Here is a 26,057-nt window from a genome sequence, read left to right on the forward strand (position 1 = left end):
CGGGACTGTGACCTAGCGCATTTGTGCAGTGCCGCCCCGGACGCGAGATTTCTGCCCGGTTCGTGGTTCCGTGTGACCCTTGTCGGTGAGACTTCGATGCGTTCTCTGATGATGCGAGTTGCCGGCCCGCTTGCGGCGGCCGTGGCCTTCTTGTCCTGCGCCGAGCCGCCGACGGCGCCTGAAGCGGCCCGCGTACTGTCGCTACCGTTGATGGTGGCCTCGACCGCCACACCACCGGTAGTCATCAGCCAGCTCTACGGTGCCGGCGGGAACTCGGGCGCGGTCCTCACGCACGACTACGTGGAGCTGTTCAATCCGGGCAGCGAGCCGGTGCAGATGACGAACTGGTCGCTGCAGTACGGCTCGTCCAGCGGAACCACCTGGAACAATCGCGTCAACTTCTCCGGCACGATCGCAGCCGGCGGCTACTTCCTCGTGCAGCTCGCCTCGGGCGGATCGAATGGCGTGCCGCTGCCGACTGCCGATGCGTCCGGCACGACGATCAATATGGCCGCGGGTGCCGGCAAGATCGTGCTGGTCTCCAACCAGACGCAGCTCCCTGGCGTCGCCTGCCCGACCGAGAACGGCATCGTGGACCAGGTGTCGTTCGGGTCCACCAACTGCAACGCCGCTTGGGGTTCTTCGCCGGCCGCGAGCACCACGAACGCCGTCTTCCGCGCCGACAACGGCTGTCGCTACACGCCGCCGCCTGCACCGTCCAGCGATTTCACGGTCGGGCCACCGGCACCGCGCAACTCGTCCAGCCCGACGACCTCGTGCACCACGCCGGCCGTTGTCACGACTGTGGAGATCAGCGACGCGGACACCAGTCTGCTGGTGGGTGAGACGCTCGCTCTCACCGCCATCGCGCGGGATGCTGACGGCGAGCCCGTCGGCGCAACGCTGACGTGGAGCAGCTCGGCCAGCAGCGTGGCAAGCGTGAGCAGCACGGGCGTGGTGACGGCGCTGGCCGCCGGCACGGCAGAGATCATCGTGAACGCGGGCGAGGACATCACGGACACTGTCACCATCACGGTGACGGTTCCGCCGCCGCCGCCCGAGAACATCGACGTTGTCATCAGTCAGGTGTATGGTGGTGGCGGCAATGCCGGCTCGACGTGGCGCAACGACTTCATCGAGCTATACAACAGAGGCAGCGAGGCCGTGAGCCTAGTCGGCTGGAGCGTGCAGTATGCATCGGCCGCGGGAACGAGCTGGCAGGTGACACCGCTCAGCGGGACGATCGAGCCGGGCAAGTACTATCTCGTGCAGCAGGCCGCCGGCACTGGCGGCACCGCCGACCTCCCGACGCCAGACGCCGTCGGCACGATCGCGATGGCCGCCGGCTCGGCCAAGGTGCTGCTCAGCTCGGCGGTGGCCGCGCAGGCCGGCGCCTGTCCCGTCGGCGCGAGCATCGTCGACCGCCTGACCTACGGCAACAGCAACTGCGCCGCGACGTGGGGCGACGGCGCGCCGACGATCAGCGCGACGCTGGCGGCGCTGCGGCAGAACGACGGTTGCGTCAACACCGGAATCGCCGCAGACGATTTCGTCGCACTCGCACCGAACCCCCGCAACTCCGCATCCCCGCAACGCGATTGCACCGAACCGCCGCGCGAGCAGTCCGACGCGACCATCCTCATCAACGAGTTGATGGGCGACCCGGCCGCCGCCGAGAATGCCAGCTGGGGCGAGTGGTTCGAAGTGCGCAACTTTGGCACGTCGCCGGTTGACCTGCAGGGCTGGCGCATCATCTCCGGCGGCACGAGCCAGCCGGCGCACACCATCACTCAGAGCGTAGTGGTGCCGGCCGGTGGCTACGCGGTGCTCGGGCGTGGCTTTGACCCGGCGCGCAACGGCGGCGTGACGCTGGACTACAACTACTTCGTGGGTAGCGCGACGACGATCTGGCTCGACAACGCCGACTACCTGATGCTCGTCGACACCGAAGGCCTGCGCGTGGACTCGGTGGCCTGGACGTCACTGCCGCGTGGCGTGACGAAGGGGCTGCGACCCGGGCTCGGCCGCTCGCCGAACGTGGACGGCGCGGACTGGGCCTACGCGTCGACGACGTTTGGCGAAGGCGACTATGGTACACCGGGCGCGGAGAACGCGGCGCTGGTGGAGGTGCCGCCGTTCGTTTCGCCGAACCGCATCACCTTCTCTGGCCGCGTGGCCGCCGATGCCCCGCTGCCGGTGGGGTTCGAGGCCCAGCTGTTTGCGACCTTGCTTGACGCGAGCAACACGTCCATCCCGACGGTGTTCACCTGGGAGTCGCTGACCCCGGCCATCGCATCGGTAGACGAGCGCGGCGTGATTCGCGCATTGGCGCCGGGTGAGGCCGCATTCCGCGCCACGGCGACCGACGGCACCGCCCGCATCCATCGCCTGATGATGGAGACGCCGACGCTCGGCAATACGAGCTACGCCGACCCGGCGGAGTTCGGGCTTCCGGTGGATGACGACCCAAGCGACGACGTGCTCATCACGCGCCGCGAGTTCACTGGCTCGTGGAACGGGCTGCGCGCGATTCCCAACTGGACGGCCTACGGTTTGGTCGGCGAGCAGGTGGGCGCCGGCGCCGACCGCTGCAATTGCTTCACCTTCGATTCGCAGCTGGAAGCACAGGGCTTCCCGCGTTACAACACCGCGGACTACACGGGCGCCGGTGCGTTCGCCGGATACGGCATCGACCGCGGTCACCTCGTGCGCTCGTTCGACCGCACGGCGGGTTCGGCGGACAACGCCGCGACGTACCTGTTCTCGAACATCATCCCGCAGGCCGCGGACAACAACCAAGGGCCCTGGGCGCAGCACGAGATCTACCTGGGTGACCTTGCCCGCGTGGACGGCAAGGAGCTGTTCATCTTCGCCGGCGCGTCAGGCAGCCTCGGGACCGTGAAGGGCGAAGGCCGCATCACCATTCCTGAATACACCTGGAAGGTCAGCGTCGTCGCGCCGCGCGGCACGCGCCTCGCCGACGTCGCGGACTATCGCGACCTGCAGGTCATCGCGGTCGTGATGCCGAATGTACCGGGCATCCGCAACGTCCCGTGGCAGAGCTACGTGGTCACTGCGGACTCGGTCGAACGCCTCAGCGGCTATCGCTTCCTGACGGCGCTGCCGGAGAAGACGCGCCGGGCGTTGGTGACGGGTACGCAGCCGCCGCTCGGGAACATCGTGGCGCCGACGGGCACGGAGGGGCAGTCGCTCACGTTCAGCTCGGCTGGTTCGCTGGACCCGAATGGCACCATCGTCGGCTATCAGTGGGATTTCGGCGACGGCAACACCGCCTCGGGAGCGACGGCGACGCACACCTATACGTTCGCCGGCAGCTATACGGCGCAGTTGATCGTGACCGACAACGATGGACTGGCGGACACGGTGACGGCGGCGGTAGCAGTGGCGCCGGTGACGGTGGCTGAGGGTATGACCCAGCTGCGCACGGCGCTGGACGAACTCGTCGCTGCTGCGGGACTCAACCGCGGGCAGGCGCAGTCGCTGTTGGCGAAGTGGAATGCGCTGGACGCGAGCCTCAAGCGCGGCAACGCGCAGGCGGCACGCGGGCAGCTCACCGCGCTACGCAATGAGTTGCGTGCGCTGGTGAACAGCGGGCGTGCCACGGCCGCGCAGGTTGCGGCAGCGGTACTCGCGATCGAGCGCCTCGAGCGCGCGATCCCGTAGGGACTTGCGATTTGCACGAAGGGCCCTGGTGCGGACGACGCACCAGGGCCCTTCACATCGTCGTCGCTCCGACTAGGCCTCCGACTGCTGGCGTCGCCGGTAGGCGAGCCCACCCAGCACGCCAAGGCCGGCAGCGAGCGCAAAGCAGCCCCAAAAGGCGATGAGCCGACGGTCGCGATCCCACTCGGCGGCAACCTGGAGCGCGGCGAAGACGCCGAGCAAGCCGACCGCGATATCCAGCGCGCGGTTGCTCCAACTCTCCCGCACGCCGAGCGCATACTCGCCGACCTCCCAGAGCAGCATCACGATGGCGGCGACCGCAATCACGCCGAGTGTGGTAAGCCGGAAGAACACGCTCGAGAACCCACCCGCTACGCCGGAGATCAGGTGCACCAGCATCCAGAGGTCGAAGTAGCGTCCCTCGCCCCAGTCGGGGCTGAGCGCGGGGATCGGACCATTGTCAGGCATCTCGGAAACTCGTGTCCGGCGCCCCCGCGCCGATGGACCAAGCGCAGCGCGCGGCAATCATCGCGACAGGCGCCGAGTGGCTTGTATCGCCTCAGGACTCGCTAATCCTGATTCCAGCGCGGCGCTGACGTCCTCTTCGCTGGCGAAGACGCGCCCGCGACCGGCGCGCTTGGCGGCAAAGAGGCGGCGGTCGGCCACGTCCACGAGCACCTTGGGGTCGGTGATTTCCGGGTCGGCGATCGTGCCCGCGACCCCGGCGCTGAAGTTGATGCGCAGCACCTCGTGCGCGCCGACCTGTAGCGGGAAGTCGCTGATTTCGCGGCGTAGCGCCTCGATGCGGTGGTACGCGGCATCGCGCGTGGTGTTGGGCAGGATGATGACGAACTCCTCGCCGCCGTAGCGCGCGACGACGTCGGTCTTGCGCATCGAGCGCGCCATCAGGTCGGCGACTTGCTCGAGCACGCGGTCGCCGATGACGTGACCGTGCTGGTCGTTGATCTGCTTGAAGTGGTCGACGTCCAGCAGCGCCAGCGTGAGCGGCGTCTTGTCGCGGGTGGCCTGGTCCATCGCCGAGACCAGCGCGCGGTCGAAGTGGCCGCGGTTGTAGAGACCGGTGAGCCGGTCGCGCGACGCGAGATAGAGCAGGCGCTGGGCCCGACGCACGATGCTCACCGAGAGCAGCGTGGCGATGCCGAGCAGGATTAGCCGAGTGAAGAGATCCACCGGAATGTACGGCCCGGCACGCATCACGTACTCGACCGCGGTGAGATCGTGGTTGAGCGCCGCCACTGCCCACAGGGACCCGTACTGCAGCACGGCCAGCACGCCGACGACGATGCAGATGCGGGCGTCGTAGCGCAGCGACGTCGCCACCAGCGCCAAGAAGTACATCTCGAACGTGACCGTCGAGTTGATGGCGCTCAGCGGCGTGGCGACGACGTAGAAGCTCGCGAGGGCGAGGGTGACCATCGAAATGTCGAAGGTGCTCGACGCGAAGCCGATCCACGGATGCCAGTCGCCGTTGCGCAGCCGCCACCAGATGGCCACAGAGGCAAGGGCAGCCAAGGTCGTGATGGTGAATCCGGCGATGTGCATCGGGTCCTGCCCGCGAGTGGCGACGATGCTGATGGTCGGTGAGATCATCAGCAGCGCCATTGCGACGAGGCGCACCGTGGCGACGACGTGTTCGCCCTCGATACCGGCTGCGGCCAGTGCCGGGTCCGGCGCCGACCAGACGGGCGTGCGCGGTGCCGCCCGGGTGAAGCCGGCGGACCAGCGCCGAGGCGCACGCGTCGCCGGCGCGGTCACGCGAACCTCACGTGCCGGCGCATCGGCAGTTCGCGGATGCGTTGGCCAGTGGCCGCAAAGATGGCGTTGGCCAAGGCCGGCGCGGCCGGGGGCACCGGCGGCTCGCCGATGCCGCGTACCGCACCGGTTTCCAAGGCTTGCACGACGATCTGGGGCGCCTGCGTGAACCGCATCGATTGGTAGAGATGGAAGTTGGTCTGCTCCGGCACGCCGTCCACGTAGGTCAGCTCGGAAAACATTGCGTGACCGAGGCCCCAGAGCACGCCGCCCTGCACTTGATTCTCGAAGTTGACGGGGTCGAGCACCTTGCCCACCTCGACGACGACGAACACGCGGTCCACGCAGATGCCGGCTGAAGTTTGGCTCACCTCGACCACTTCCGCGACTGGGACGCCGAAGGAGAGGGTGAACGCCACGCCGCGCCCGCGCCCCTCGCCGAGCGGCGTGCCCCAGCCGGACATCTCACCCGCGGTCTCGAGTACGCGCCTAGACGCCTCATCCGAGCACAGGCGGATGCGCTCGGCCAGGGGATCCGCGCCTGCGGCGTGGATGAGTTCGTCCAGCAACGATTCGTGGAAGAACGCGTTGATGCCCGCGCCCACGGAACGCCACGATGACACGGGGACCATTTCCGCGGCGCGGTATCCGGTGATGCGGCGATGTGGCAGGGCGTAGGGTTGGTCCCAGGCGCCGGCGACGAGCGTGACATCGGGGCCGGCGAAGGGGAACTCGATGCGCGCGGCCTGCGAGGCGGCGACGGAGCTCGACGCGACCGAGAGGTCGAGGGCCTCGACGCGCCCATCGCGTGCCAGCCCGCGCCCGCGCGCCACGGCCAACGGGCGCGGGAAGTCGTGCGTGAAGTCCTCTTCACGCGTCCAGGTCATCTTCACCGGCACGCCGGGATGTGCTGCAGCGACCTGCGCCGCCTGCCGCGCATAGTCGTCTTCGAGGCGACGCCCGAAGCTGCCCCCGGCCAGCGGGACGTGCAGGGTGACGTCGTCCCGGCTGATGCCGATGGCCTTGCCGACGAGTCGCTGTGTGTGTCGAGGGGTCTGGGTTGCGGCCCAGAGCTCCAGCTTGCCGTCGGCGAAGCGCGCGACGGCACTCATCGGTTCGAGCGGGGCGTGCGCGAGATACGCTACCCGGTACTCAGCCTCCACGGTCGCGCCCGCAGCGAGCGCGGCGTCGACGTTTCCGGTGTCGGCGAGCCTGGAATCTCTTCGCCCCTCGAGCGCCCGCGCGACGGCCGTCGCGAGCGCCTCGGTCGTGGCAGGGTACGGCGCCGCGCCCCACTGGATATTCAGCAGCGCCGCCGCCCGGAACGCACGCCAAGTGTTGTCGGCAATCACGCCCACGCCACCATCGATCGGCACGACCTTGAGGACACCGCGCGCCGCCTTAGCCTCGGCGTCATCCACGGACGTGACGCCACCCCCGATACGCGGGTTGCTGCGGACCGTCGCGTACACCATTCCGGGCATCCGCAGGTCGATGCCGTACGTCGCCGTGCCGGTGGACTTGGCGACGACGTCGGCGCGGCGCATCGGCTTGCCGAGCAAGCGCCACGCGGACGGATCCTTCAGCGCGACGTCGCGGGGTGGCCTGAGCTCGGCCGCCGCCCCGGCAAGCGCGGTGTACGGGATACGCTCGCCCTGCGGCGTGACCACGGCCCCGGACTCCGCGCGCAACTCGGCGCGCGGGATGCCGCGCTGGCGCGCCGCGGCCTCGAGCAGCATCTCGCGCGCCGCTGCGCCCGCCATCCGCATCTTGCCGTAGCCATCGGGCACGGTCGTCGATCCTCCGGTGCCTTGGACGCCGGTGACCTTGGAGTACGCGCCGAGCAGCGCGCGCCCCTGCCGCGCCAGCATCCCGTCGTCAGTGGCCGTGAACGGGAGCAGTTCCGAGAGCACGATGCTGTTGAAGTACGCTGGACTTGGCGGACCGTGGTCGATGGCGAAGCTTCCCCAGTCGAGTTCCAGCTCCTCAGCCACCAGCGCCGCCAGCACCGACTGCGAGCCCTGGCCCACCTCGGTGCGTGGCGTGATGATGGTGATGCCGTTCGGGTCGATGCGCACGTAGGGATTGAGCGTGGCGTCGTCATCGTCGAGCAGGCCGAGCAGGGGATTCTTGAGCGGCCACTTCACGGCCACCCAGCCGACAACGAGTCCGCCGGCCACGGCCGCGGAGCCGAGCAGGAACGTGCGCCTGGCGATGGTCTTGGCACGGCCCATCGTCAGCGCGCTCCGCGCTGGAGTTCGGCGGCGCGACGCACAGCGGCCCGAATGCGAGGATAGGTCCCGCAGCGGCAGAGATGCGCGTCCATCGCGGCGTCGATCTGCGCGTCGGTTGGTTCGCGGTGCTGCGCAATAAGCGCGGCGGCCGCCATCATCTGCCCGGATTGGCAGTATCCGCACTGCGCCACCTGCAGCTCGATCCACGCCTGCTGCACCACGTGCAGGTTGTCTGGCGTGCCGAGGCCTTCGATGGTGGTGACGGGCTTGGTGACGCTGCCGACCGGGGTCGAGCAACTGCGCACCGGCTTGCCATCCACGTGCACGGTGCAGGCGCCGCACACCCCGATGCCGCATCCGTACTTGGGGCCGGTGACGCCCAGCTCGTCGCGCAGAGCCCAGAGCAGGGGCATCGTCGGCTCGACGTCCAGCTCGCGGGGCGTTCCGTTGACGGTCAGGCGCATTCTATTAGAAGGACTGGGGTCCCCTGAAGCTCGGCGAGCCCCTGCGCAGGGGCAACCCCACCCCTCGCTTTGCAGGGAATCCCGCATATTTCGCCGATGCCCGTGCGACGTCATTCCCTGCGCCTGCGGACCAGCGCCGCGATCGAGTTCGTGGATCTCACGGCGGAGGTCCGTGCCTGGGCCGAGTCGCAGGGCCTGCGGGACGGCCTGCTGACGGTGAGCTCGCCACACACGACGGCGCGCATCGTCATCAACGAGCGGGATCCCGCCTTGCAGCGCGATATGCTGCGACACCTGCAGCAGTTCGCCCCCGCCGATGCGGCGTACGAGCACAACCAGCATACGGTGGACGGACGCAACAACGCGCACGCGCACCTGGCCGCGCTGTACCTGCCGACGAGCGAGCACCTCGTGCTGAGCGATGGACAAGTGCAGCTCGGCGACTGGCAAGCGCTGTTCTTCGTCGAACTCGACGGGCCGCGAGAGCTGCGCGAGGTGCATCTGCAGTTGCTCGGCGAATGAACCGCGCCGACATCGAGGCGTTCTTTGCCGACCGGCGCTCGCTGGACGCCGAGGCCTGCATCGAGCTGGACTACCGCTTCGAGTGCGCCGGCGATCCGCGGGCGGCCGCGGCGCACCTGTGCAGCGAGCAGTCCACTGCGCAGTGGGCGCGTGCCGGCGTGGTCGAGGACTTCCGGCCGCAGTTCGGCGCCAAGGTGATCGCGTTCGAGGTGACGAAGCGCGCCGGCGGATTCAGCCTGCCGGTGCCCGGTGCATCCGGCGGCGAGGCGCACGAGTGCCGCGTCACCGTTGCGCATCCCGTTGCGAATTTCGGTCCGCGGCTGCCGAACCTCATCTCGGCGGTGATGGGCGAGGGCGTGTTCTTCGTCCCGGACGTGCCCATCATCCGGCTGGAAGACATTCGCTTCCCGGCGTCGTTCCTCGCGGCCTTCGCCGGGCCACAGTTCGGCGTTGCAGGATTGCGCGAGCTGCTCGATGCCCACGGTCGTCCGATCTTCTTCGGGGTCGTGAAGCCGAACATCGGGCTCGCGCCCGCGGACTTCGCCGCGCTGGCCGAAGAGGCGCTGCGAGGCGGGCTCGACGTGGTGAAGGATGACGAGATGCTGACCGACACCACGTGGTCGCCGCTGGCGGAGCGTGCGCGACTCGTGGGTGCCGCACGTCGGCGCGTCGAGCGCGACACGGCGACGCCCAAGATGTACCTCGCCAACATCACGGACGAAGTCGACCGCCTCTGCGCACAGCACGACGTCGCCGTGGCGCAGGGCGCCAATGCGGTGCTGGTGAACGCGCTGCCGTTGGGCCTCAGCGCCATCCGGATGCTGCGCGCGCACGCGCAGGTGCCGATCGTCGGGCACTTCCCGTTCATCGCAGCATTCAGTCGCGTGCCGGGCTACGGCGTGCATTCGCGCGTCTTCACGCGGCTGCAGCGCCTCGCCGGCTGCGACGTAGTGATTATGCCCGGACTCGGCGCGCGGATGATGACGTCCGAGCAGGAGGTCCTGGAGAACGTCCGTGCTTGCCTGGAACCGATGGGCGCAATCCGTCCGGCGCTGCCGGTACCGGGCGGCAGCGACTCGGCGGCGACCCTGCTGCCGCTGTATGAGAAACTCGGCACGGTGGATTTTGGGTTCGTGCCCGGGCGTGGGGTGTTCGCGCATCCGGATGGGCCGCGGGCCGGGGCGGCGGCCATCCGGGCGACGTGGGCTGCGCGACGGGCTAAGGCGGGGCGCGTGTAAGGCAATTGCCCGACACCGCCCGACCCGGAGTATGCAATATTCAAAGAATGCCCTTTCGCGCTCGCCACCTCGCCCTCGCTCTCGCCGCTCTCACTGTGGCGAGCGCCTGTGCTGCGCCGGTGACGAGCTCGCCCGCGCCGACCGCCGTCGACACACTGTACTACATCTCGGCGCGCGATCGCGCCGCCGAGGACGGACTGCCGAAGGTCGCGGCGACGCTGGAGTACGGGCTGGTGCTGACGCGTCGGCCGCGGATGGACGATCCCACGAGCGACGGCGCGCGCATCGCGATCCTCGACTCCGTGTTGCTCACGCGCGAGTCCTTCATCGCCGCGCTGCAGGCCCGCGTGCCCCACGACGCGCCGCCGCAGGAGTTCGCCGTGCTCTACACGCACGGCTACGGCACGTCCCTGCACAACCTGTGGGAGCATAGCGCGCTGGCGCGCCTGCGCTCGCGCGGGGAGCAGCCGTGGATCGTCTTCGCCTGGCCATCCATCGGCTCGGGGGTGGCGTGGCCGCGGGACGGCGAGATCTTCACCGCGGCTTACCGCCTTGACTCGGCGGCTGCGGTGGCGAGCCGTGGGATGTACACCGCGGCGCTGACCACTGTGCACGAGGCCATCGGCGGTGCGCGGCTGTTGCCGGTGGCGCACTCGCTAGGCGGGCAGCTGGTTGGCGAAACCCTGCGTGAGGATGCTGGGCTGCGGTTGCGTCTCGTCGCTGACCCGTTGCGCGCGCTGGCGTTTGTCTCACCGGACGTCGAGGTGCGCCGCTTCGGGGATACCATTGTACCGGCCGCGCGCCCGCTGACGCAGCGGCTGCTGCTCTACGCGTCAGCAGACGACCGGGTGCTGTTCTTCTCGGAGCGGATCAATGCGTCGATGCGGGCGGGCCGGGTGCGCGAGGTCGCGGATGGACCGGTGGTGTTCAATGGGCTGGAATCGGTGGACATCACCGAGGGCCAGTACGCGAACTCGTGGATCGTGAACGCCTTTGGGACGCGGCACGCGCTGCGTCGGAAGAGCGCCGCGTTGTTCGACCTTGTGCATTTGGTGGGCGCGCAGCGTGATGCGTCCTGCCGCGAGGCGCTCGGCACCGCCGAGCGCCTCGCCAGCGGAGCCTGGCGCCTGACTTCGGCCGATGTGCCTGCGCCCCAGCGGGCAGCGGCCTGCGCCGGGTTCATCGCGACGAACTGACCTGGCGCGACGCGCCTTCGTGGCGCTTATGGCCCGTTGGGGGCGCTTGGCGGTCTGACGGGGACCTGCGCCTGCACCGCCGTCGGCGCCGCGGTGGCCATCCACTGCGCCACGATGGGCAGACCGAGTGCCAGCACCACGCTGACGGCGAGGCCCGCCATCACCTTCGCGCCGTCGCGCCGCACGACGGCGAGCGTCTCGCCCATCGGCCGCGCCTGCAGCTGGATGCTCATCGCGATCTCCCGACCGGCCAGCAACCCGAGGAACACCCAGGTCGTGCTCATCGGGATCTTGCTCCACTCCTTGAACACCAACAGCACGAGCCCAAAGCAGAAGTCGATGATGGTGGCCGAGCGGATGTCGGTGGTGTTGGTCTTGCTGGTGACGACCTTCTGGATCTCGCCGCCGCGCGCCCAGAATGTGTAGGCGTGCAGCGCGGCCATCACCACCAGCGCAAAGACTAGCCAGCTGACGTCGAGCCGGCGGGGGACGTAGACGAAGATGTTGGCGAGGTCCTGGACCAGCCATTGCGTCCACAGGAAGCCGGTCGAGATCCACTGCAGCGCCACCCAGTGCCGGGGCGGCACCTCGTGCACGGTGTCCATAAAGCGCTGCTCGACGGTCCGGGCCACGACGAGATACAGCAGAATCGCGAACACGAACGCCACGAGGTATCCGGCGAACGACTTCACGAGCATACTGCCGAGGTTCTCAGGCGCGAAGATCGTGAGAATCAGGAAGGTCGTACTCACCGGGATGCCGCGGCGGGTCAGTGCGAGCAGCACGAGCGGCGGCACCACGTAGACCCAGCTGAAGGGCTGCGGTAGCGGAATGCGCGCAAGACGGCCGTATGAGGCATCGCCGCCGGTGGTCACCCAGCCGTAGAGCAGCACCGCGTAGAGAATCCCGACGGCATACAGCCACAACAGCCACCACGGACGCCTCGCGTTCGACGAGAGGAAGGTGCCGAGAGTCTGGATAGCATCGTTGGCGACGATCGAGTACGCCGCGATCGAGAAGCCAAGGAGCATCAGGAGATGGTCGAGCGACACGCGACGGCCGGCCGGTTTCCAGTGGGAGAATCGTTCCCACAGAAGCTCGCACCGCTCGGCGCGGCTGCGGCGTGATCGCGTGTATCAGTTCTGTGACGGTCGTCAGGTGTTCCCCTGCGCGGGACCGTAGATGCCGGAATTCCTTCGGGTGGGGCATATTCCTCCGATGCACGCGCGCCCCGGTACCCGTTTGTTCTTGGCAACACTCCTGCTGCTCGTGGCCGCGGACGCGGCGGCGCAGCCCGCAGCCGCTGCGACGACACGCGACCGCGAGCTTCTCGCCGAGACCAACGCGGCCCGCACCGATCCGGCAGGTTACGCGCGCCATCTTGAGGAGATGCTGCCCTTGTTTGATGGCAACGTGCTCCGCCGTCCCGGGTCGTCGGTCGGCCTGCGCACGAACGAAGGGCCGGCCGCCGTGCGCGAGGCGATTCGCTTCCTGCGCGCGCAGGCGCCGCTCGCGCCGCTGGAGTGGTCGGACGGACTCTGGGCCGCGGCGCGCGACCACGTCCGGGACCAAGGGCCCTCAGGCTCCACTGGTCACACTGGCCAAGACGGCTCCTCGATGAGCCAGCGCATCGGCCGCTACGGGCGCTGGCAGGTGACCGCCGCGGAGAACATCGACTACGGCTCGACGTCGGCGCGCGAGTCGGTGATCTCGCTGATCGTCGACGATGGCGTTCCCAACCGCGGGCACCGGACGAACGTCTTCGAGCCGCGGCTGCGCGTGATGGGCGCCACCTGCGGCCCGCACGCGCGCTACCGCACGATGTGCGTCTTCAATTACGCGGGTGGCTTCACCGCCTCAGATGCCGCCCCGGCGTCACCTCCCTCGAAGCGCTGACTGACGAGCACGAACGGTAGGCTCCAGCGCCGCCAGTCTGCGCGACGCTCCGCTCGCTTCGCCCACTCCTCGGCCAAGGCCACACGCAGCGCCTCGGCCTGCACGGCGTCAAGACGCTCGGCCCCGCGCTGCAACGCCGGCACAGCGTCCGCCGAGAGCGTCGCGTGGTAGGCCACGTCAAACGGAAGTCCGCGCTCCGCGCGCGCCAGGTTGGTCTGCACCACCACACGCTCAGGGTTGGCCAGGTTGAGGCCGCCCAGCCACGCCGCCGAGAGCACGAGCACGCCAGGGGCGAAGCGCGCACGGGCTCCGCGCAGTACCGTCAGCGCGAACCATCCGAGCACCAGCGCCACCCAGACGAGCACGGCCAGCGCCAGCACGCGGTCGTCGGTGAGGCCGAAGTGCTTGAGGTACAGCCCGAGCCGCAGCACCGCCGACGTGAGCACTGCGGCGACGAGCAGCACCAGCAGCGTGCCCAGTGCGCGGAACTTCGCGCGCTCCCCTTCGTGCTCGCGGTCGAGCACGTCGTCCGTGACGAGCAGCGCCGCGAGCACGATGCCGGCGATGACAATCAGTTCAAAGAAGCCTTGCCGTGCGTACTCGGCCACCGTCACGCCGGCGGTGACCGCGACGTACTCAGCGCCGCCAAAGAGCGTGCGCACCTGCAAGCCGATCCAGATGCTCAGCAGCAGCGCGAGTCCACCGAGCAACGGTGCCACGATGCCGAACGATAGCTGCGGCGCGGCGCGGAACGCATCGCCGCGAATGCCGACGCGCACGAGAGATCCGCGAAGCGCACCGGCGGTGGCCCAGGAAGCGACGGCCACGAATCCGAGGTGTTCGGCGAGTTTCGTATCGAGCAGATTGCCGGCCTCCTCGAGGAATCCGGCGAAGAGCGGATCGGCGGTGCCGAGCAGCAGGGCGACGACGAGCAGCACCGGCGCCGCGGCGAGGGCGCCGATGGCGAAGTTGCGGTACTTACGGCGTACGTCGTCGGTGATGGCGGCCGGCTCGGCGTCGTGCAGCGCGAGCGTCGGTGCGCCGGCAATGCTTGCCGCGGCGGCGCTGGCGGCACCGATGAGCGCGTCGCGCGGCTCCAGTTGCGTGAGGGCTCGGCCACCGGCGCGCCAGGCGATGAGGAAGCACACCACGATGAAGGCGAAGAAGTCCAGCGCGTACAGCGTGGAGGCATCGCGGAGCACGAGTAGCAGCACGAGTGCCGCCGCCGCGCCGAAGAGCAGGCGGCGGTCACGCGCGCCACCGGCGGCGTCGCCCGTGCTGCGCTCGGAAGCGACGAATGCGACACCAAGTACGAGCAGGGCCCAGGCGACGAAGCCGGCGCGCCAGGAGTCGGCACGCAGCAACCAGTCGGCGAGCGCACCGAGTGCGAGGGCGGCAAGGAGCAGCGGGCGGGCGAGACGGGGGGTCATACTGTTTCCGGGGCAGGGACGTCGCCAAAGCGCCGTTCGCGGGATGCGAAATCGGCAAAGGCGTCGTCGAGGTGTTGGGCGGTGAAGTCAGGGAACAGGTCGTCGACGAACCGCAGCTCGGCGTACGCGCACTCCCAGAGGAGGAAGTCCGAGAGGCGACGTTCGCCGCCGGTGCGGATGAGCAGGTCAACGGGAGGGAGGATCGTCGCCGCCTCAGGCGCGCCACGTTCGGTGCCGAGGGCGAGTGCACCCATCATCGCGATGCGGCTGGAGTAGTCGACGGCGACGCGCAGGTGCATCCGGCGTCCGGACGCGGTGCGGCGTTCGGCATCGGCGATGGCCTCGCGCAACGCACGCGGCAGGCGGTCGCGTCGGCCGATGATCGAGAGCTTGATACCGTGCTCGACCAGCGAGGCCAACTGGCGGTCGATGTGCGAGGCGAAGAGGTCGAAGAGGAAGCCGACTTCCTCGCGCGGCCGCTTGAAGTTGTCGCTGGAAAAGGCGTAGAGCGTGAGTTGGGCGACGCCGAGGCGTGCGCAGTGCGCGACGACCTCGCGCACCGTGTGGGCGCCGCGTACGTGCCCCATCCAGCGCGGGCGTCCGCGCCGCGCGGCCCAGCGACCGTTGCCGTCCATAATGATGGCGACGTGGCCGGGCACGCCCCCGCGCGGCGGGGGCGCCCACTGCGAGTCGAGCAGGTTCACTCGCCCCCCACGCGCCGGATCAGCGCTTCCATATGACCGAGGTAGCGTTCGAGCGCACGCCGGCCGGCGGCCGTCAGGCGGTACTCCGTGCGCGGGATGCGGCCGTCGAAGCCCTTCTTGCAGGCGATGTAGCCCGCGTCCTCGAGCTTGCGCGCGTGCACGGAGACGTTGCCGTCGGTGGTCTCGAGCAAGGCTTTGAGCTCGCTGAAGGTCAGCGAGTCGTGCACGGCCAGCGCACTCACCAACGCCAGGCGCACGCGCTCGTGGATGAGCTTGTCCAGCGCCATCGGGGTGGTCGGGTCTCCATCAACGGACGTCAACGTCGTCTTCTCCTCGCGCGCGGGGGTGGTGCGGCGCGCGCGTGCCGCGGAACCATCGCGCTTAGCCACCGTGCCTCCGCGCGATCGTAAAGCCGAATGCCATCTGCAGGACTCCGAAACCGAGCGCCATCGCGAGATCTCCGTCGAGTGCGGGAACGAACAAGGCGAGCACGCCCAGGGTGATGAAACCGATGCCCATCAGCGGCACGGCGCGGACCGAGAAGGCGCCGGCGGTGGTGACGCCGACGCCGTAGAGCAGCAACCACAGGCCGGGCAGCAACCGCGCCGTGACGTGGGGCTCGATGCTCGTGGTGAACGGATCGACCAGGGCCAGCGTGAGCACCGCACCGGCGAACACCGCGGGCCAGAAGCTGAGCAAGAACTTCCGCGCCGGCGTGCTGAGCACCTGTGCCGAGCTGCCCTGCACGCGCCGACGCATCTTCTGCAGCATCGCGAGGCTCCCGAGTGACGCCGCGACGATGGCGGCACTCAGCCAGACGAGGAGCCAGCGCTCAGGCGTGGGCTGGCGGTCGGCGATGAAGGCTGCGCCGAGGGCGACGAGGCCGGCGACCACGAGGCCCCAGCCCGGCACGTCGGTGAAGGACGCGGCGCCCTCCATCGTGCGGCGGATGAAGGACAGGTCCTGGAGGGCGCGGTCGTGCAGCGGGGTGGCGGGCGGACGGTCTGGCGACGGTTGCGGCATTGGTTGGCGACTGGATCCAAGAGGGCAGGGCGTACGGCCAAGCACTTTGTATCATAAAGTACTGGGGCGGCGCGCGGCCTGCAAGGGGCGCCTGCCGGTCGTGCGAAGGGGCGACCCGTGCGTGTCGCGCAGGTCGCCCCGAATGCCTCCCGGCAGTGCCGGCCGCTAGCGCCCGCCGCCCAGCTCGCCCAGCATCCGACGGTAGTACGCCTCCTGCTCCCGCTGGATGGCGGTGAGCGGCCCTACCTCGCGGCCCGCGTCTCCGTACAGACGCTGGACTCGCGACGCCAACTCGGTGCTCTCACGCACCAGTTCCTCGGCTGCCGCACGGCGAGCCCGTGGCGCATTGGCCGGCAGCGCCTGCAACTCACGCTGCGCCCGCTGGTTGAGCGCCCGCGCCTGGTCACGCAACGTCGCCAGCGAACGCAAGCTCTCGGTCCACGCACGCCGCACGTCCGCGGCCACGGTGATGCGCGGATCCTCGCGGACCTCGAGGCGCCCGGTTGCCGTCGCACCACCCGCAGCGACGCGCACTTCATACGTGCCGAGGTGCACCAGCGGCCCGCCGCCTGCGTAGCGCAGGTCCCAGACCACGCGATTGACGCCCGCGACGCCGGCACGTCGCTGCCGCGCGACTTCGGCTCCGCTGGCATCGTGGAAGCTGACAGTCATTGAATCAGCCGCGCGCAGCCAAATGTCGATGATGCCGCCTGCCGGCGGATTGTCGCCGGTATAGAACACGTCACCCACGTGCCCGAGCGCCCCGCGATAGCGGATCTGCTCGGCCGGCCGCGTGCTGAACACGTGCAGCGGACGCTGCGCCACCGCCGGCGTCAGCTCACGCAGCGCCGAGACGTGGTCGAGGATCCAGATGCCACGCGAATGCGTGCCGAGTACGAGGTCGTGCTCCCGCGGATGGATGAACAGGTCATTGTGCGCCATCAGCGGCATCCCGCCGCGCAGCTCGGCCCAGGTAGCGCCGCGGTCGTTGCTCCAGAACAACCCAAGCTCGGTACCGAGGAAGAGGACATCGGGGTTCACGAGATCTTCACGCAGCGTGCGCACCACTCGGGCGGCGGGCAGGCCGCCGTCGATGCGCGTCCAGGTGCCGCCGTCATCATCGCTGCGGTACACATAGTTGCCGAAGTCGCCATTGCGATAGTCGTTGGCGACCACGTACACGCGCGCATCAACGTGTCGCGAGACCTCGATGCCGTTGATGACCGAGCCGCGCGGCAGTCCGGGCATCCGGCCGGCCATCTCGGTCCAGCTGCGGCCGTCGTCGCCGCTGCGCTGCACGTTGCCGTCGTCAGTGCCGACCCACAGCACGCCGCGCCTCCGCGGCGACTCGGCGATGGCGCTCACCGACGGCCAGTACGGCACGCCGTCGTCGAGCGAGCGCGTCTCGGCGGTGGGCATCCGGCCCATAATCGGCAGCGTGCGGCGGTCGATGCCCTTGGTGCGGTCGCCGAGCGCGATCCAGGTGTCGCCGCGATCGCTGCTCTTCCAGAGGATGTTGGTGCCTGCGTACAGCGTGCGCGTGTCGTGCGAGGAGAGCAGGATCGGCGCATCCCAGTTGGCCGGCGCCATCGCGTTGCCAAGGCGCTGCGGTCGCGCGTTGCGGTCTCCCCAGGTGGTCCAGTTGCGGCGCGCCGAGATGGCGCCGGTGGGATCGCCCGGACGCAGGCCGCGCTCCTCGCCGGTGGCGAGGTTCACGCGCGAGAGTCCGAGGAACTGCGAAGCCGTGTACAGCGTGCGATTGTCGCTCGTGTCCACGACGTTGAAGAATCCGTCGCCGCCGCCCCACTTGATCCAGTCGGCGTTGGTGATGCCTTCGCTGCGGTAAGTGGCCGATGGGCCGGCCCACGAGCCGTTGTCCTGCAAGCCGCCGTACACGTTGTACGGTTTCTGCATATCAAAGCTCACGCGGTAGAACTGGCTCACCGGCAGGTCGGCGATGAACAGCCAGGACTCGGCGCGGTCGTAGCTGATGCCGATGCCGCCGTCGTCGGCCTTGATGAGGTGCATCGGGTTGGCCGGATTGATCCACATCGCACGGTCGTCGCCGTGCAGCGACTGCCGGAGCGAGCGCGAGGTTTTCCCGCAGTCCGTGGATGTGGAGAAGAAGTTCATCATATAGATGCGGCAGGGGTCGACCGGATCGACGATGACCTGGCTCGCATACATCGGCCGCGGGTTCCAGGTGCTCTGGTGGGTCCAGGTCTCGCCGCGGTCGTCGGAGCGGTAGAGTCCGGCCTGCGGCTCCTCGTAGGCCGTGGACGCCGTGTAGCGCAGGCCCTGCTCGATGCTCACGTAGACGATGCGCGGGTCGCCGCGGAAGATGGCGATGCCGATGCGGCCGTAGTCGCCGCTCGGCAGGCCGTTGCTGAGCTTGCGCCAGGTCTCGCCGCCGTCGGTGGACTTCCAGAGCGCGCTGCCGGGGCCGCCGCCGTCAAAGCCGAAGGACGTGCGGCGCCGCTGGTAGGAGGCCGCGTACAGGATGTTGGGATCGCTGGGGTCCATTGCCACGTCCACGACGCCCGTGTGCTGGTCTACGTGCAGGATGCGCTGCCACGTGGCACCGCCGTCACGCGTGCGGTAGAGCCCACGCTCCTCGTTCGGGCCCCAGAGCTGCCCCATCGCCGCGACGTAGGCGACGTCCGTACGCTGCGGGTGCAGGACGATGCGGCCGATGTGCGCCGAGTTGCGGAGGCCGACGTTGCGCCAGTTGCGTCCGCCGTCGCGCGAGAGGTAGACGCCATCGCCCCAAGACGAACTCTGGCGATTGGCCCGCTCGCCGGTGCCGAGCCAGACGATTGCGGTGTCGCGCTGATGCACGGCGACCGCGCCGAGGGAGTGCGTGCCCTCGTTGTTGAAGAGCGCCGTGAAGGTCGTGCCGTTGTTGGTGGTCTTCCACAGGCCGCCCGTGGAACTGGCCGCGTAGAAGACGTGCGGCGTGGCCTCGACGACGGCCAGGTCCACGAAGCGTCCGGACATCGCGGCGGGGCCGATCGTGCGGAAGGGCAGGCCGTTGGTGAGCGATGTCGCTGGGGTCTGGGCTGTGGCGGCGAGCGAGAATGAGGCGAGGGCAAGCAGGCTGGCAACGATGGCGCGCGAGGCGCGGCGGCGGCGTGTAGGCATCCTGCCAAGCTACGCCCCCTGACGCGGAGTGACAACGCGAGGGCATTATTGTCCGGTACGTCCTGAGACTTTGGCCCTGAGCCGACGAGGCAGATCGTGATGACGTCAGCGTTCCGCGTAGGACTTGCCGTGCTTGTCGGGCTGCTGGGCGCACCGGTTGCAGCGGTCGCTCAACAGTCGCGTTTTGACGTCACCGAGGCAACGATCGCCGGCGTACACACCGAGCTCGCGGCGGGGCGGCTCAGCTGCCGAGCGCTCGTGCAAGCGTACCTCGACCGCATCGCTGCGTACGACAAGCGCGGCCCGGCGCTCAACGCCATCCAGACGCTGCATCCGCGGGCGCTGGCGATCGCAGACTCGCTTGATGCAGTCGCAGGCAGCGGTGCCACCCGCGGTCCGCTGCACTGCGTGCCGGTGCTGGTGAAGGACCAGGTCGAGACCAAGTCGATGCGCACCACCTACGGCTCGGCGTTGTTCAAGGACTTCGTGCCGCAACGTGATGCGACGATCGTCACTCGTTTGCAGGACGCCGGCGCGATCATCCTCGCCAAGACCACGATGGGCGAGTTCGCGCAGCGCTACGTGGGCTCGGGCTCTGGCATCATCCGCAACGCTTACGATCCCCGTCGCAACCCGAGCGGTTCCTCAGGCGGTTCGGCGACGGGCGTCGCCGCCAACTTCGGTCTCGTCGGCATCGGCGAGGACACCGGTGGCTCAATTCGTGGCCCCGCGGCTGTCAGCTCACTCGTCGGCCTGCGCCCCACGCTGCAGCTCGTCAGCCGCCACGGGATGATGCCAGCCTCGCCGACGCAGGACACGATGGGCCCGATGACGCGCACGGTGGCCGATGCCGCTGCAGTGCTGGACGTCATCGCCGGCTACGACCCGAAGGATCCGATCACGGCCTATACCGTCGGACAGGTACCGTCATCCTACGCGCACGCGCTGTCCACGGACGCCCTACGCGGCGCGCGCATCGGGGTGCTGCGCATCCCGCGCGACACCGCGCTCACCCGCACGCCGGCGCGCGACTCGCTGCTGCGCGCCGACACGGCCCTCGCCCGTCGCGACAGCGTCACGCGCGAGAACGCCGCCGAGTTCGCGAAGGTGCGTCCGCTCTTCGAGGCATCCATCGCGCAGTTGCGCGCGCTCGGCGCTGACATCGTGGACTCGCTCAGCGTGCCGCGCGTACAAGGTGCCGGCGGCAACGACTATGAGACCGAGGCCGCGACGGACGCGTACCTCGCGCAGCACCCGAACGCGCCGTACAAGACGTTGCGCGAGATCATCCTCGCAGGCGAGGTGAACCCCTGGCGCGCACGCTCGCTGATCGGGTCCATCGGGCGCTCGGTGGACGAGCCCGGCTTCGGCACGATGCTGCGCCGCCGCGAGGAGTTCCGCGTGGCGATGCTACAGCTGATGGCCGAGCACCGGCTTGATGCCCTGATCTACGCGACCTACGACGCCGCGCCGATGCTCATCGCGAACGATGTGCTGACCAACCCGCGGCCGAACGACCGCTACAGCTTGGGCGACAACCGTGGCTTGAGCCCGACGCTCGGCTGGCCCGCGCTGACGGTGCCGATGGGCTTCACGGTGGACGGACTGCCGGCGGGGCTCGAGTTCCTCGGGCGGCCGTTCACGGAGGCGCAGCTGCTGGGCTTCGGGTACGCGTACGAGCAGGCGACGAAGCACCGGCGGCCGAGTCCGGTGGTGCCGCCGTTGCCGGGACGCTCGACGCGGGACTGAACGCTTCCCGCGTCAGCAGCGCTCGATGTCGAACGCGAAGCGCCGCACCATCGGCTGCGCCTCGCCTCGGTGCTCGTCCACGTCGTGCGAGAACACGAGCAGGGTGTCCCCGCGGAACTCGACCCAAGGCTGCGGATCGGTGTCTACCGGCACCGTCACCTCCCCGCAGCTGACGCCGATGCCGAGTTTGACCACGGCGACCTGCAGGCTACCCGACATCCGGTCGCCGAGAAACTCCTGGTCGAGGGTGACGATCGCGATCCGGCCGTCGGAGAGCGCGCGCAGCCGGAAGGGGAATGACGCTTTGTAGGCCGCGCGCATCCCCGATTCGGGGTCGTCGTCGCGCACCGCGTCGAGCAGGTCACGCATCGCGCCGCGCCGCGCGATGGCTGGGACGTGCACGCTGTCGTACGGCCCGCCAAACGGCCCGACGAAGAGGTAGTCCGAGCCTTGGATGAAGACCGCAATCCGGTCGTCGCCGACGGGCGCCGCAGCGACGAATGTGAGCATCATATCCACGATGCGGCTGCGACCGAGTTGGCTGGGAAAGGGGCCGCCGTACTCGAGCGAGTCCGACGCGTTGCGGTATCGCGCGATGGAACTGCGGCGATCACGGTCAACGTTCCTGGCATAGATGACGCCGTCATACGCAGCGAATGCGGCCGTCATCGGACCCTGTGTTCGGATCCACGCCTCGCGCGGCCGCGCGAGCTCGAGCACCTTGAGCCGCGTGCCGTCGCTGACGGCCCAGTGCCGTTCGTCGTAGCGCATCACGCCGTACGGGCCCGCGCTCCACTCTCCCGGGCCTTCGCCGCGCCGTCCGATCTCGCGAAGCCGGCGGCCGTCCGCATCGAAGACCACCAGACTCCCGCGCTGGCGATCGGCGACGAGGTACTCGCCGGCATCCGTCACGTTGAAGCCGCCGATCGCGCCTAAGGCGGTGCGCCCGGAGTCTTCGAGCGCCGTCTCACTGACGAGGCGCAGGCTCAGCGACGGCTCGCGCACCGCGCCGGTAACCAGCTGCACGTACGACGACATCACGCGCGCCCAAGCTGCGCTGAACCCCACCGGCACCATCAACGCGTGCACCAGCACGAAGAACCCCAGCGACATCGGATACGCGAGGCGTCGCTCGCCGGCGCGTCGGTCCGCGATGATCAACGCAACGAGGATGACCTCGGCGGTCACGAAGCTGCCGTGCAGCGCCACCATAAAGTCGGCGCCGAGCGACGCGTAGAGCCGTGTGAGCGCGGGGGGGAATCCCAGCAGGACCGTCGCCGCCATCAGGCGCTTGTGTGCGGCGGGGCGCCGGATGTTGCGCAGGGCCAGCACCACCAACAGCACGAGGAAGGCGAGCATCGGGAGGTCGATGAAGGCCAGCAGCGGCGGCAGGAACGGCGGAATATTCGGATTGGCGAACATCATCGCCACCATCTGCAGCGCAGAGACCACCATCACCGGCAGCAGGACCAGTGCCCCGTACGCCACGCGCCGGTGCCAGCGCACCAAGCCGCGCGACATCAGCCACGACTGCAGCGCCAGCGCCACGACCCACAGCGTCGCCGTGATGCCGTGCATCGTGTGCGCAGCACTCCCGCCGCCCATCGGGCGGACGAACGACTGCCAGAATCCCGCGGCGACGACTGCCAGCGCCGCGAGGAAGTACCAGTGCGCGTGGCGGTAGCTGGCAGGGGGCGGTGTGGTCACGCGCTGGGGTTCATCGACGATGCCTATCGTGGTTGCTCCGCTGTCTGATACATCGAGAGCACGTATCCATCGGGATCTGCGAACTCGGCCGACCATCCGCCGGGGGCGTGGCTCACGGGCGTGATGATCTTGGTCCCCGCCGAGGCCAGGCGCTGCACCGCGCCGTCGATACCGCCTTCGCGGAGGTCGAAGACGACAATCGGTGAGTTGCCCGGCCGCACTTCGCCGAAGAAGAAGATCAAATCCACGTTGCCAGGGATGGGCGCGTTCAGCCACGGCCGGCCTTCGCCGTCGTCCGGCATCCGCTCGATGTTCAGGCCGATGACATCGCGATAGAATCGCTCGGTGCGGTCGATGTCCGAGACATAGAAGAACAGGTTGCCGATGCGAGGTGACGGAATCACGGGCGAGCTCCAAGCGAAGGGTGATGGGCCGATGTGCCCATCTCTCTGTTGCCGCCGACCGGCAGAACGTGAGCATCGGCTGACCCGAGCGCAATCAGGTGGCCATCGGGATCGACGGTGCCGACGCCCCTACGGTGGCGCACGATGGGAAGCAGGGCTCGGCGGATCAAGCTGACGGGGAGTGAGCCTGATTCATCCTGCGTGACATCCAAGCCCTTGTGCAGCAATCGCTTGCGGAGTGCTCGAATACGCTGCCGCAGCGTTGCCGGATCGGCCAGGCGATCTCGTCGCGATCGTGTCCCGCGAGTGCAAGCTGGGCGACGGCGCGGAGGGCCGGAGGCAGCGTCGCGATGGCAGGGTGAGCGCACCACGCGGCTGGGGTCCGGCGCTCGGCGCGGGCGAGTGCTTCCACCACGTCGCGCTCGGCATCACTGTCGCGTTGCGCACTCCACGCGTCCTCACGCACGCGTCGGCGGTGGGCGCTGCGTGCGTGCATCGCCCCAAGGTGCCGAATCGTGCCGACGAGCCAACGTTGGTTCGCTTCGCTCGTCAGGTCTGCGCGATCTGCCCGGACGGCGGCAAGCAGCGCATCGTGGAGCAAGTCCTCTGCGTCCGCGGGGTATCGCGATGCGAGAGCGGCCGTTCGTCGCAATGTTCGCCACGGGTCCTGATCCTCGTGGCCTGCGCTGCCCACACTGCGGGAACCGCTACGGCTCATCGCCGCTCGGCCCGTAGATCTGCGGCACGGTAGATCCCATCGGCCTTAGATACGTGGTGATTTGTCCGCGATGATGCACGAGGTCGAACAGGAAGCTCCAGGCCATCGGCGCCGCCGGCCGCTGGTTCCCGAAGAACTCGAGCGTGCCGTTCCAGCGCTCCGGCGGCAGATCGCGCCAGCGCTGGGGCATTCCGGCGCTCTGGTGTTCGTAGGCAGCGATGATCTCACGCATCGTCGCGGGCATCGGCGGCGGCGCCCAGTCCGCCTTCCCCGTCTCCAGCGCTTCGATGATCATCTTCTCCTCGCAGAAGATCTGCCACGCGATCTGCTGCGCGGTGCGCGACTTCGGGTCGGGCCGATAGTCGGACCTTTCCGGAATGCGCGCGATCACCTTACCGGTCGTCGCCGTCTCGTGCGTCCAGAACTTGGTAAACAGTGCCTGCTCGTCCACGTCCACACTCCTCGGGCGAATGCGCTGCGCCGTCGTCGGCGCGCCGCAATCTTGTCCCTCTCCGCTGTGCTCTGCAAGTTGGGGATGAACGGTTGATCCCACTGCGACCTCACGTCGCTCACGCGGTATCTTCTCCCGCACCCCAACCCGAGCCCCCCGGATGACCGCACCCACGCAGGCGACGCCCCCTCGCGGCTGGCTGAACCGCGCCCTCGATGCCGTCGAGCGCGTGGGCAACAAGCTGCCGGATCCCGCGATGCTCTTCCTGCTCGCGATGCTGATCACTTGGGTGGCCTCGTGGCTGCTCTCGGGGGTCGCGTTCACGGACGTCGACCCGCGCAGCAACGCGCCGATCGAGATCCGCAATATGCTGGAGGGCCGGTCGCTCACGACGTTTATGGCGGAGATGGTCCGCACCTTCGTGAACTTCCCGCCACTGGGCGTCGTGCTCGTCGCGATGCTGGGCCTCGGCGTCGCGGAGCATACGGGGTTCATCAAGGCATCACTGCGGGCCGCGCTGTCCATCACGCCGCGGGCGCTGCTCACCCCGTCGGTAATCTCGGTGGGCGTGCTCAGCCACGTCGCGGTGGATGCGGGCTACGTGCTCGTCATCCCGCTGGGCGGCATCATCTTCTACGCGGCAGGCCGTCACCCGCTCGCCGGCATCGCCGCCGCCTTCGCCGGCGTCTCCGGCGGGTTCTCGGCGACCTACTTCGTGCCCTCCAGCCTCGACCCGCTGCTGGCCGGCCTCACGCAGACGGCCGCCCAACTGCGCGACCCAAGCGTCGTCATCAATCCGCTCAACAACTACTACTTCACGACGGCCTCGACGTTTCTCATCGTGGCCGTCGGCTGGATCCTCACGGACTTGGTGATCGAGCCGCGACTGCGGCGCACGGAGGTGGATGGCGACGCGTCGGAGATCTCGACCTTCGAGGATCTCACCAGTGAGGAGAAGCGCGGCCTCGGCTTCTCCGCATTGGCGATGCTGGTCGCGCTGGGGCTATTCATTTGGTCGCTGCTGCCCGAGACCTCGCCGTGGCGCTTCGCCGACACCGGCGAGTTGACGCACTCCCGTGCGCCGCTGATGCAGAGTATCGTCGGGCTGATCTTTGTGTTCTTCCTCATCCCCGGCGTCGTGTTCGGATACGCCGCCGGCACCGTGAAGACGCACCGTGACGTGATCGCAGCGATGGCCAAGGCGATGAGCGGGATGGGCTACTACGTGGTGATGGCGTTCTTCTGCGCGCAGTTCATCTATGCCTTCGGCCAGAGCAACATCGGGGCCCTGCTCGCCGTCAAGGGCGCGCAAGCCCTCCGGGATTTCGGCCTGCCGATGGCCGCGACGCTCGTGGGCATCGTGTTCCTCTCCGGCTTCGTGAACCTGCTCGTGGGCTCGGCGTCTGCGAAGTGGGCGCTGATCGGCGCCGTGATGGTGCCGATGTTGATGGAGCTGGGCGTCTCGCCCGACCTTACGCAGGCGGCGTACCGCGTCGGCGACTCGTCCACCAACATCATCACGCCGCTGCTGCCGTACTTCCCGCTCATCGTCGTGTTCTGCCGCCGCTACGTGAAGTCCAGCGGCATCGGCACCTTGGTCGCGATGATGCTGCCGTACTCCGTCACGCTGCTGGTGGTGTGGACGGCGTTCCTGATCGGGTTCTGGCTCTCGGGCTATCCGCTGGGGCTCGGCGCGAGCTATACCTACCCCTAGGCCTTGTGC

Annotated in this window: 20 protein-coding genes; 7 read left to right on the plus strand and 13 right to left on the minus strand. The window is 68.8% G+C overall.

The window, feature by feature from the left end; translation table 11 throughout:
- Positions 1-108: 108 nt before the first annotated feature.
- The gene (locus KF689_00655) at positions 109-3,684 is read left to right on the plus strand and encodes a lamin tail domain-containing protein (GenBank protein MBX3131878.1); all 3,576 of its coding nucleotides are present in this window, start codon (positions 109-111) and stop codon (positions 3,682-3,684) included.
- A 72-nt stretch (positions 3,685-3,756) separates the two neighbouring features.
- Here the strand turns inward: KF689_00655 and KF689_00660 are convergent, their stop codons facing one another.
- The 4 genes from KF689_00660 to KF689_00675 are packed head-to-tail and all read right to left on the minus strand — an operon-like array spanning position 3,757 to position 8,155.
- On the minus strand, positions 3,757-4,152 hold the full coding sequence (locus KF689_00660) for a hypothetical protein (GenBank protein MBX3131879.1): 396 nt from the start codon (positions 4,150-4,152) through the stop codon (positions 3,757-3,759).
- A gap of 57 nt (positions 4,153-4,209) precedes the next feature.
- Positions 4,210-5,460 (minus strand): GGDEF domain-containing protein, encoded by a 1,251-nt coding sequence (locus KF689_00665; protein ID MBX3131880.1) that lies wholly within the window; start codon positions 5,458-5,460, stop codon positions 4,210-4,212.
- Entirely contained in the window at positions 5,457-7,691 is a 2,235-nt protein-coding gene (locus KF689_00670; GenBank protein MBX3131881.1) for a xanthine dehydrogenase family protein molybdopterin-binding subunit, read from the minus strand. Before KF689_00670 ends, KF689_00665 begins: the two co-directional genes overlap by 4 nt.
- Positions 7,692-7,693: 2 nt before the next feature.
- A complete protein-coding gene (locus KF689_00675) occupies positions 7,694-8,155 on the minus strand; it encodes a (2Fe-2S)-binding protein (protein ID MBX3131882.1) in 462 nt (153 codons plus the stop codon).
- 96 nt (positions 8,156-8,251) lie between these two features.
- Here KF689_00675 and KF689_00680 point away from each other — a divergent pair, with 96 nt between their 5' ends.
- The 3 genes from KF689_00680 to KF689_00690 are packed head-to-tail and all read left to right on the plus strand — an operon-like array spanning position 8,252 to position 11,111.
- Positions 8,252-8,677: a secondary thiamine-phosphate synthase enzyme YjbQ gene (locus KF689_00680; GenBank protein ID MBX3131883.1), complete on the plus strand. Its 426-nt coding sequence runs from the start codon at positions 8,252-8,254 to the stop codon at positions 8,675-8,677.
- Positions 8,674-9,915 (plus strand): hypothetical protein, encoded by a 1,242-nt coding sequence (locus KF689_00685; GenBank protein MBX3131884.1) that lies wholly within the window; start codon positions 8,674-8,676, stop codon positions 9,913-9,915. The genes KF689_00680 and KF689_00685 overlap by 4 nt, the downstream gene beginning before the upstream one ends.
- 47 nt (positions 9,916-9,962) lie before the next feature.
- Positions 9,963-11,111 carry an alpha/beta hydrolase gene (locus KF689_00690; protein MBX3131885.1) on the plus strand — a complete coding sequence of 383 codons (1,149 nt, stop codon included), beginning with the start codon at positions 9,963-9,965 and terminating at the stop codon, positions 11,109-11,111.
- A 26-nt stretch (positions 11,112-11,137) separates the two neighbouring features.
- On the opposite strand, the gene KF689_00695 is transcribed toward KF689_00690, so the two are convergent.
- Positions 11,138-12,163 carry a hypothetical protein gene (locus KF689_00695; protein ID MBX3131886.1) on the minus strand — a complete coding sequence of 342 codons (1,026 nt, stop codon included), beginning with the start codon at positions 12,161-12,163 and terminating at the stop codon, positions 11,138-11,140.
- Positions 12,164-12,329: 166 nt separating this feature from the next.
- Here KF689_00695 and KF689_00700 point away from each other — a divergent pair, with 166 nt between their 5' ends.
- Positions 12,330-13,007 carry a hypothetical protein gene (locus KF689_00700; GenBank protein ID MBX3131887.1) on the plus strand — a complete coding sequence of 226 codons (678 nt, stop codon included), beginning with the start codon at positions 12,330-12,332 and terminating at the stop codon, positions 13,005-13,007.
- Here KF689_00700 and KF689_00705 read toward each other — a convergent pair.
- The 5 genes from KF689_00705 to KF689_00725 form a co-directional block, all read right to left on the minus strand.
- Positions 12,947-14,437: a DUF4173 domain-containing protein gene (locus tag KF689_00705; protein ID MBX3131888.1), complete on the minus strand. Its 1,491-nt coding sequence runs from the start codon at positions 14,435-14,437 to the stop codon at positions 12,947-12,949. The two genes, KF689_00700 and KF689_00705, sit on opposite strands and share 61 nt — an antisense overlap.
- A complete protein-coding gene (gene uppS / locus KF689_00710; protein ID MBX3131889.1) occupies positions 14,434-15,072 on the minus strand; it encodes a di-trans,poly-cis-decaprenylcistransferase in 639 nt (212 codons plus the stop codon). The genes KF689_00705 and uppS overlap by 4 nt, the downstream gene beginning before the upstream one ends.
- Before the next feature lie 65 nt (positions 15,073-15,137).
- Positions 15,138-15,428 (minus strand): transcriptional regulator, encoded by a 291-nt coding sequence (locus KF689_00715; protein ID MBX3131890.1) that lies wholly within the window; start codon positions 15,426-15,428, stop codon positions 15,138-15,140.
- Positions 15,429-15,522: 94 nt separating this feature from the next.
- Entirely contained in the window at positions 15,523-16,164 is a 642-nt protein-coding gene (locus KF689_00720; protein ID MBX3131891.1) for a hypothetical protein, read from the minus strand.
- Positions 16,165-16,329: 165 nt separating this feature from the next.
- Positions 16,330-19,305 carry a hypothetical protein gene (locus tag KF689_00725; protein ID MBX3131892.1) on the minus strand — a complete coding sequence of 992 codons (2,976 nt, stop codon included), beginning with the start codon at positions 19,303-19,305 and terminating at the stop codon, positions 16,330-16,332.
- Between the two features lie 99 nt (positions 19,306-19,404).
- Here KF689_00725 and KF689_00730 point away from each other — a divergent pair, with 99 nt between their 5' ends.
- Positions 19,405-21,054 (plus strand): amidase, encoded by a 1,650-nt coding sequence (locus KF689_00730; protein ID MBX3131893.1) that lies wholly within the window; start codon positions 19,405-19,407, stop codon positions 21,052-21,054.
- Between the two features lie 12 nt (positions 21,055-21,066).
- On the opposite strand, the gene KF689_00735 is transcribed toward KF689_00730, so the two are convergent.
- From KF689_00735 to KF689_00745, 3 genes are all read right to left on the minus strand, one after another.
- The gene (locus KF689_00735; GenBank protein ID MBX3131894.1) at positions 21,067-22,761 is read right to left on the minus strand and encodes a hypothetical protein; all 1,695 of its coding nucleotides are present in this window, start codon (positions 22,759-22,761) and stop codon (positions 21,067-21,069) included.
- Between the two features lie 23 nt (positions 22,762-22,784).
- Positions 22,785-23,165 carry a VOC family protein gene (locus KF689_00740; GenBank protein ID MBX3131895.1) on the minus strand — a complete coding sequence of 127 codons (381 nt, stop codon included), beginning with the start codon at positions 23,163-23,165 and terminating at the stop codon, positions 22,785-22,787.
- Between the two features lie 707 nt (positions 23,166-23,872).
- Complete coding sequence (locus KF689_00745; protein ID MBX3131896.1) at positions 23,873-24,334, minus strand: hypothetical protein; 462 nt, start codon at positions 24,332-24,334, stop codon at positions 23,873-23,875.
- Positions 24,335-24,494: 160 nt separating this feature from the next.
- Here KF689_00745 and KF689_00750 point away from each other — a divergent pair, with 160 nt between their 5' ends.
- Positions 24,495-26,048: an AbgT family transporter gene (locus KF689_00750; protein ID MBX3131897.1), complete on the plus strand. Its 1,554-nt coding sequence runs from the start codon at positions 24,495-24,497 to the stop codon at positions 26,046-26,048.
- Positions 26,049-26,057 lie beyond the last annotated feature (9 nt).

The sequence above is a fragment of the Gemmatimonadaceae bacterium genome (assembly GCA_019637355.1).
GTDB lineage: Bacteria > Gemmatimonadota > Gemmatimonadetes > Gemmatimonadales > Gemmatimonadaceae > Pseudogemmatithrix.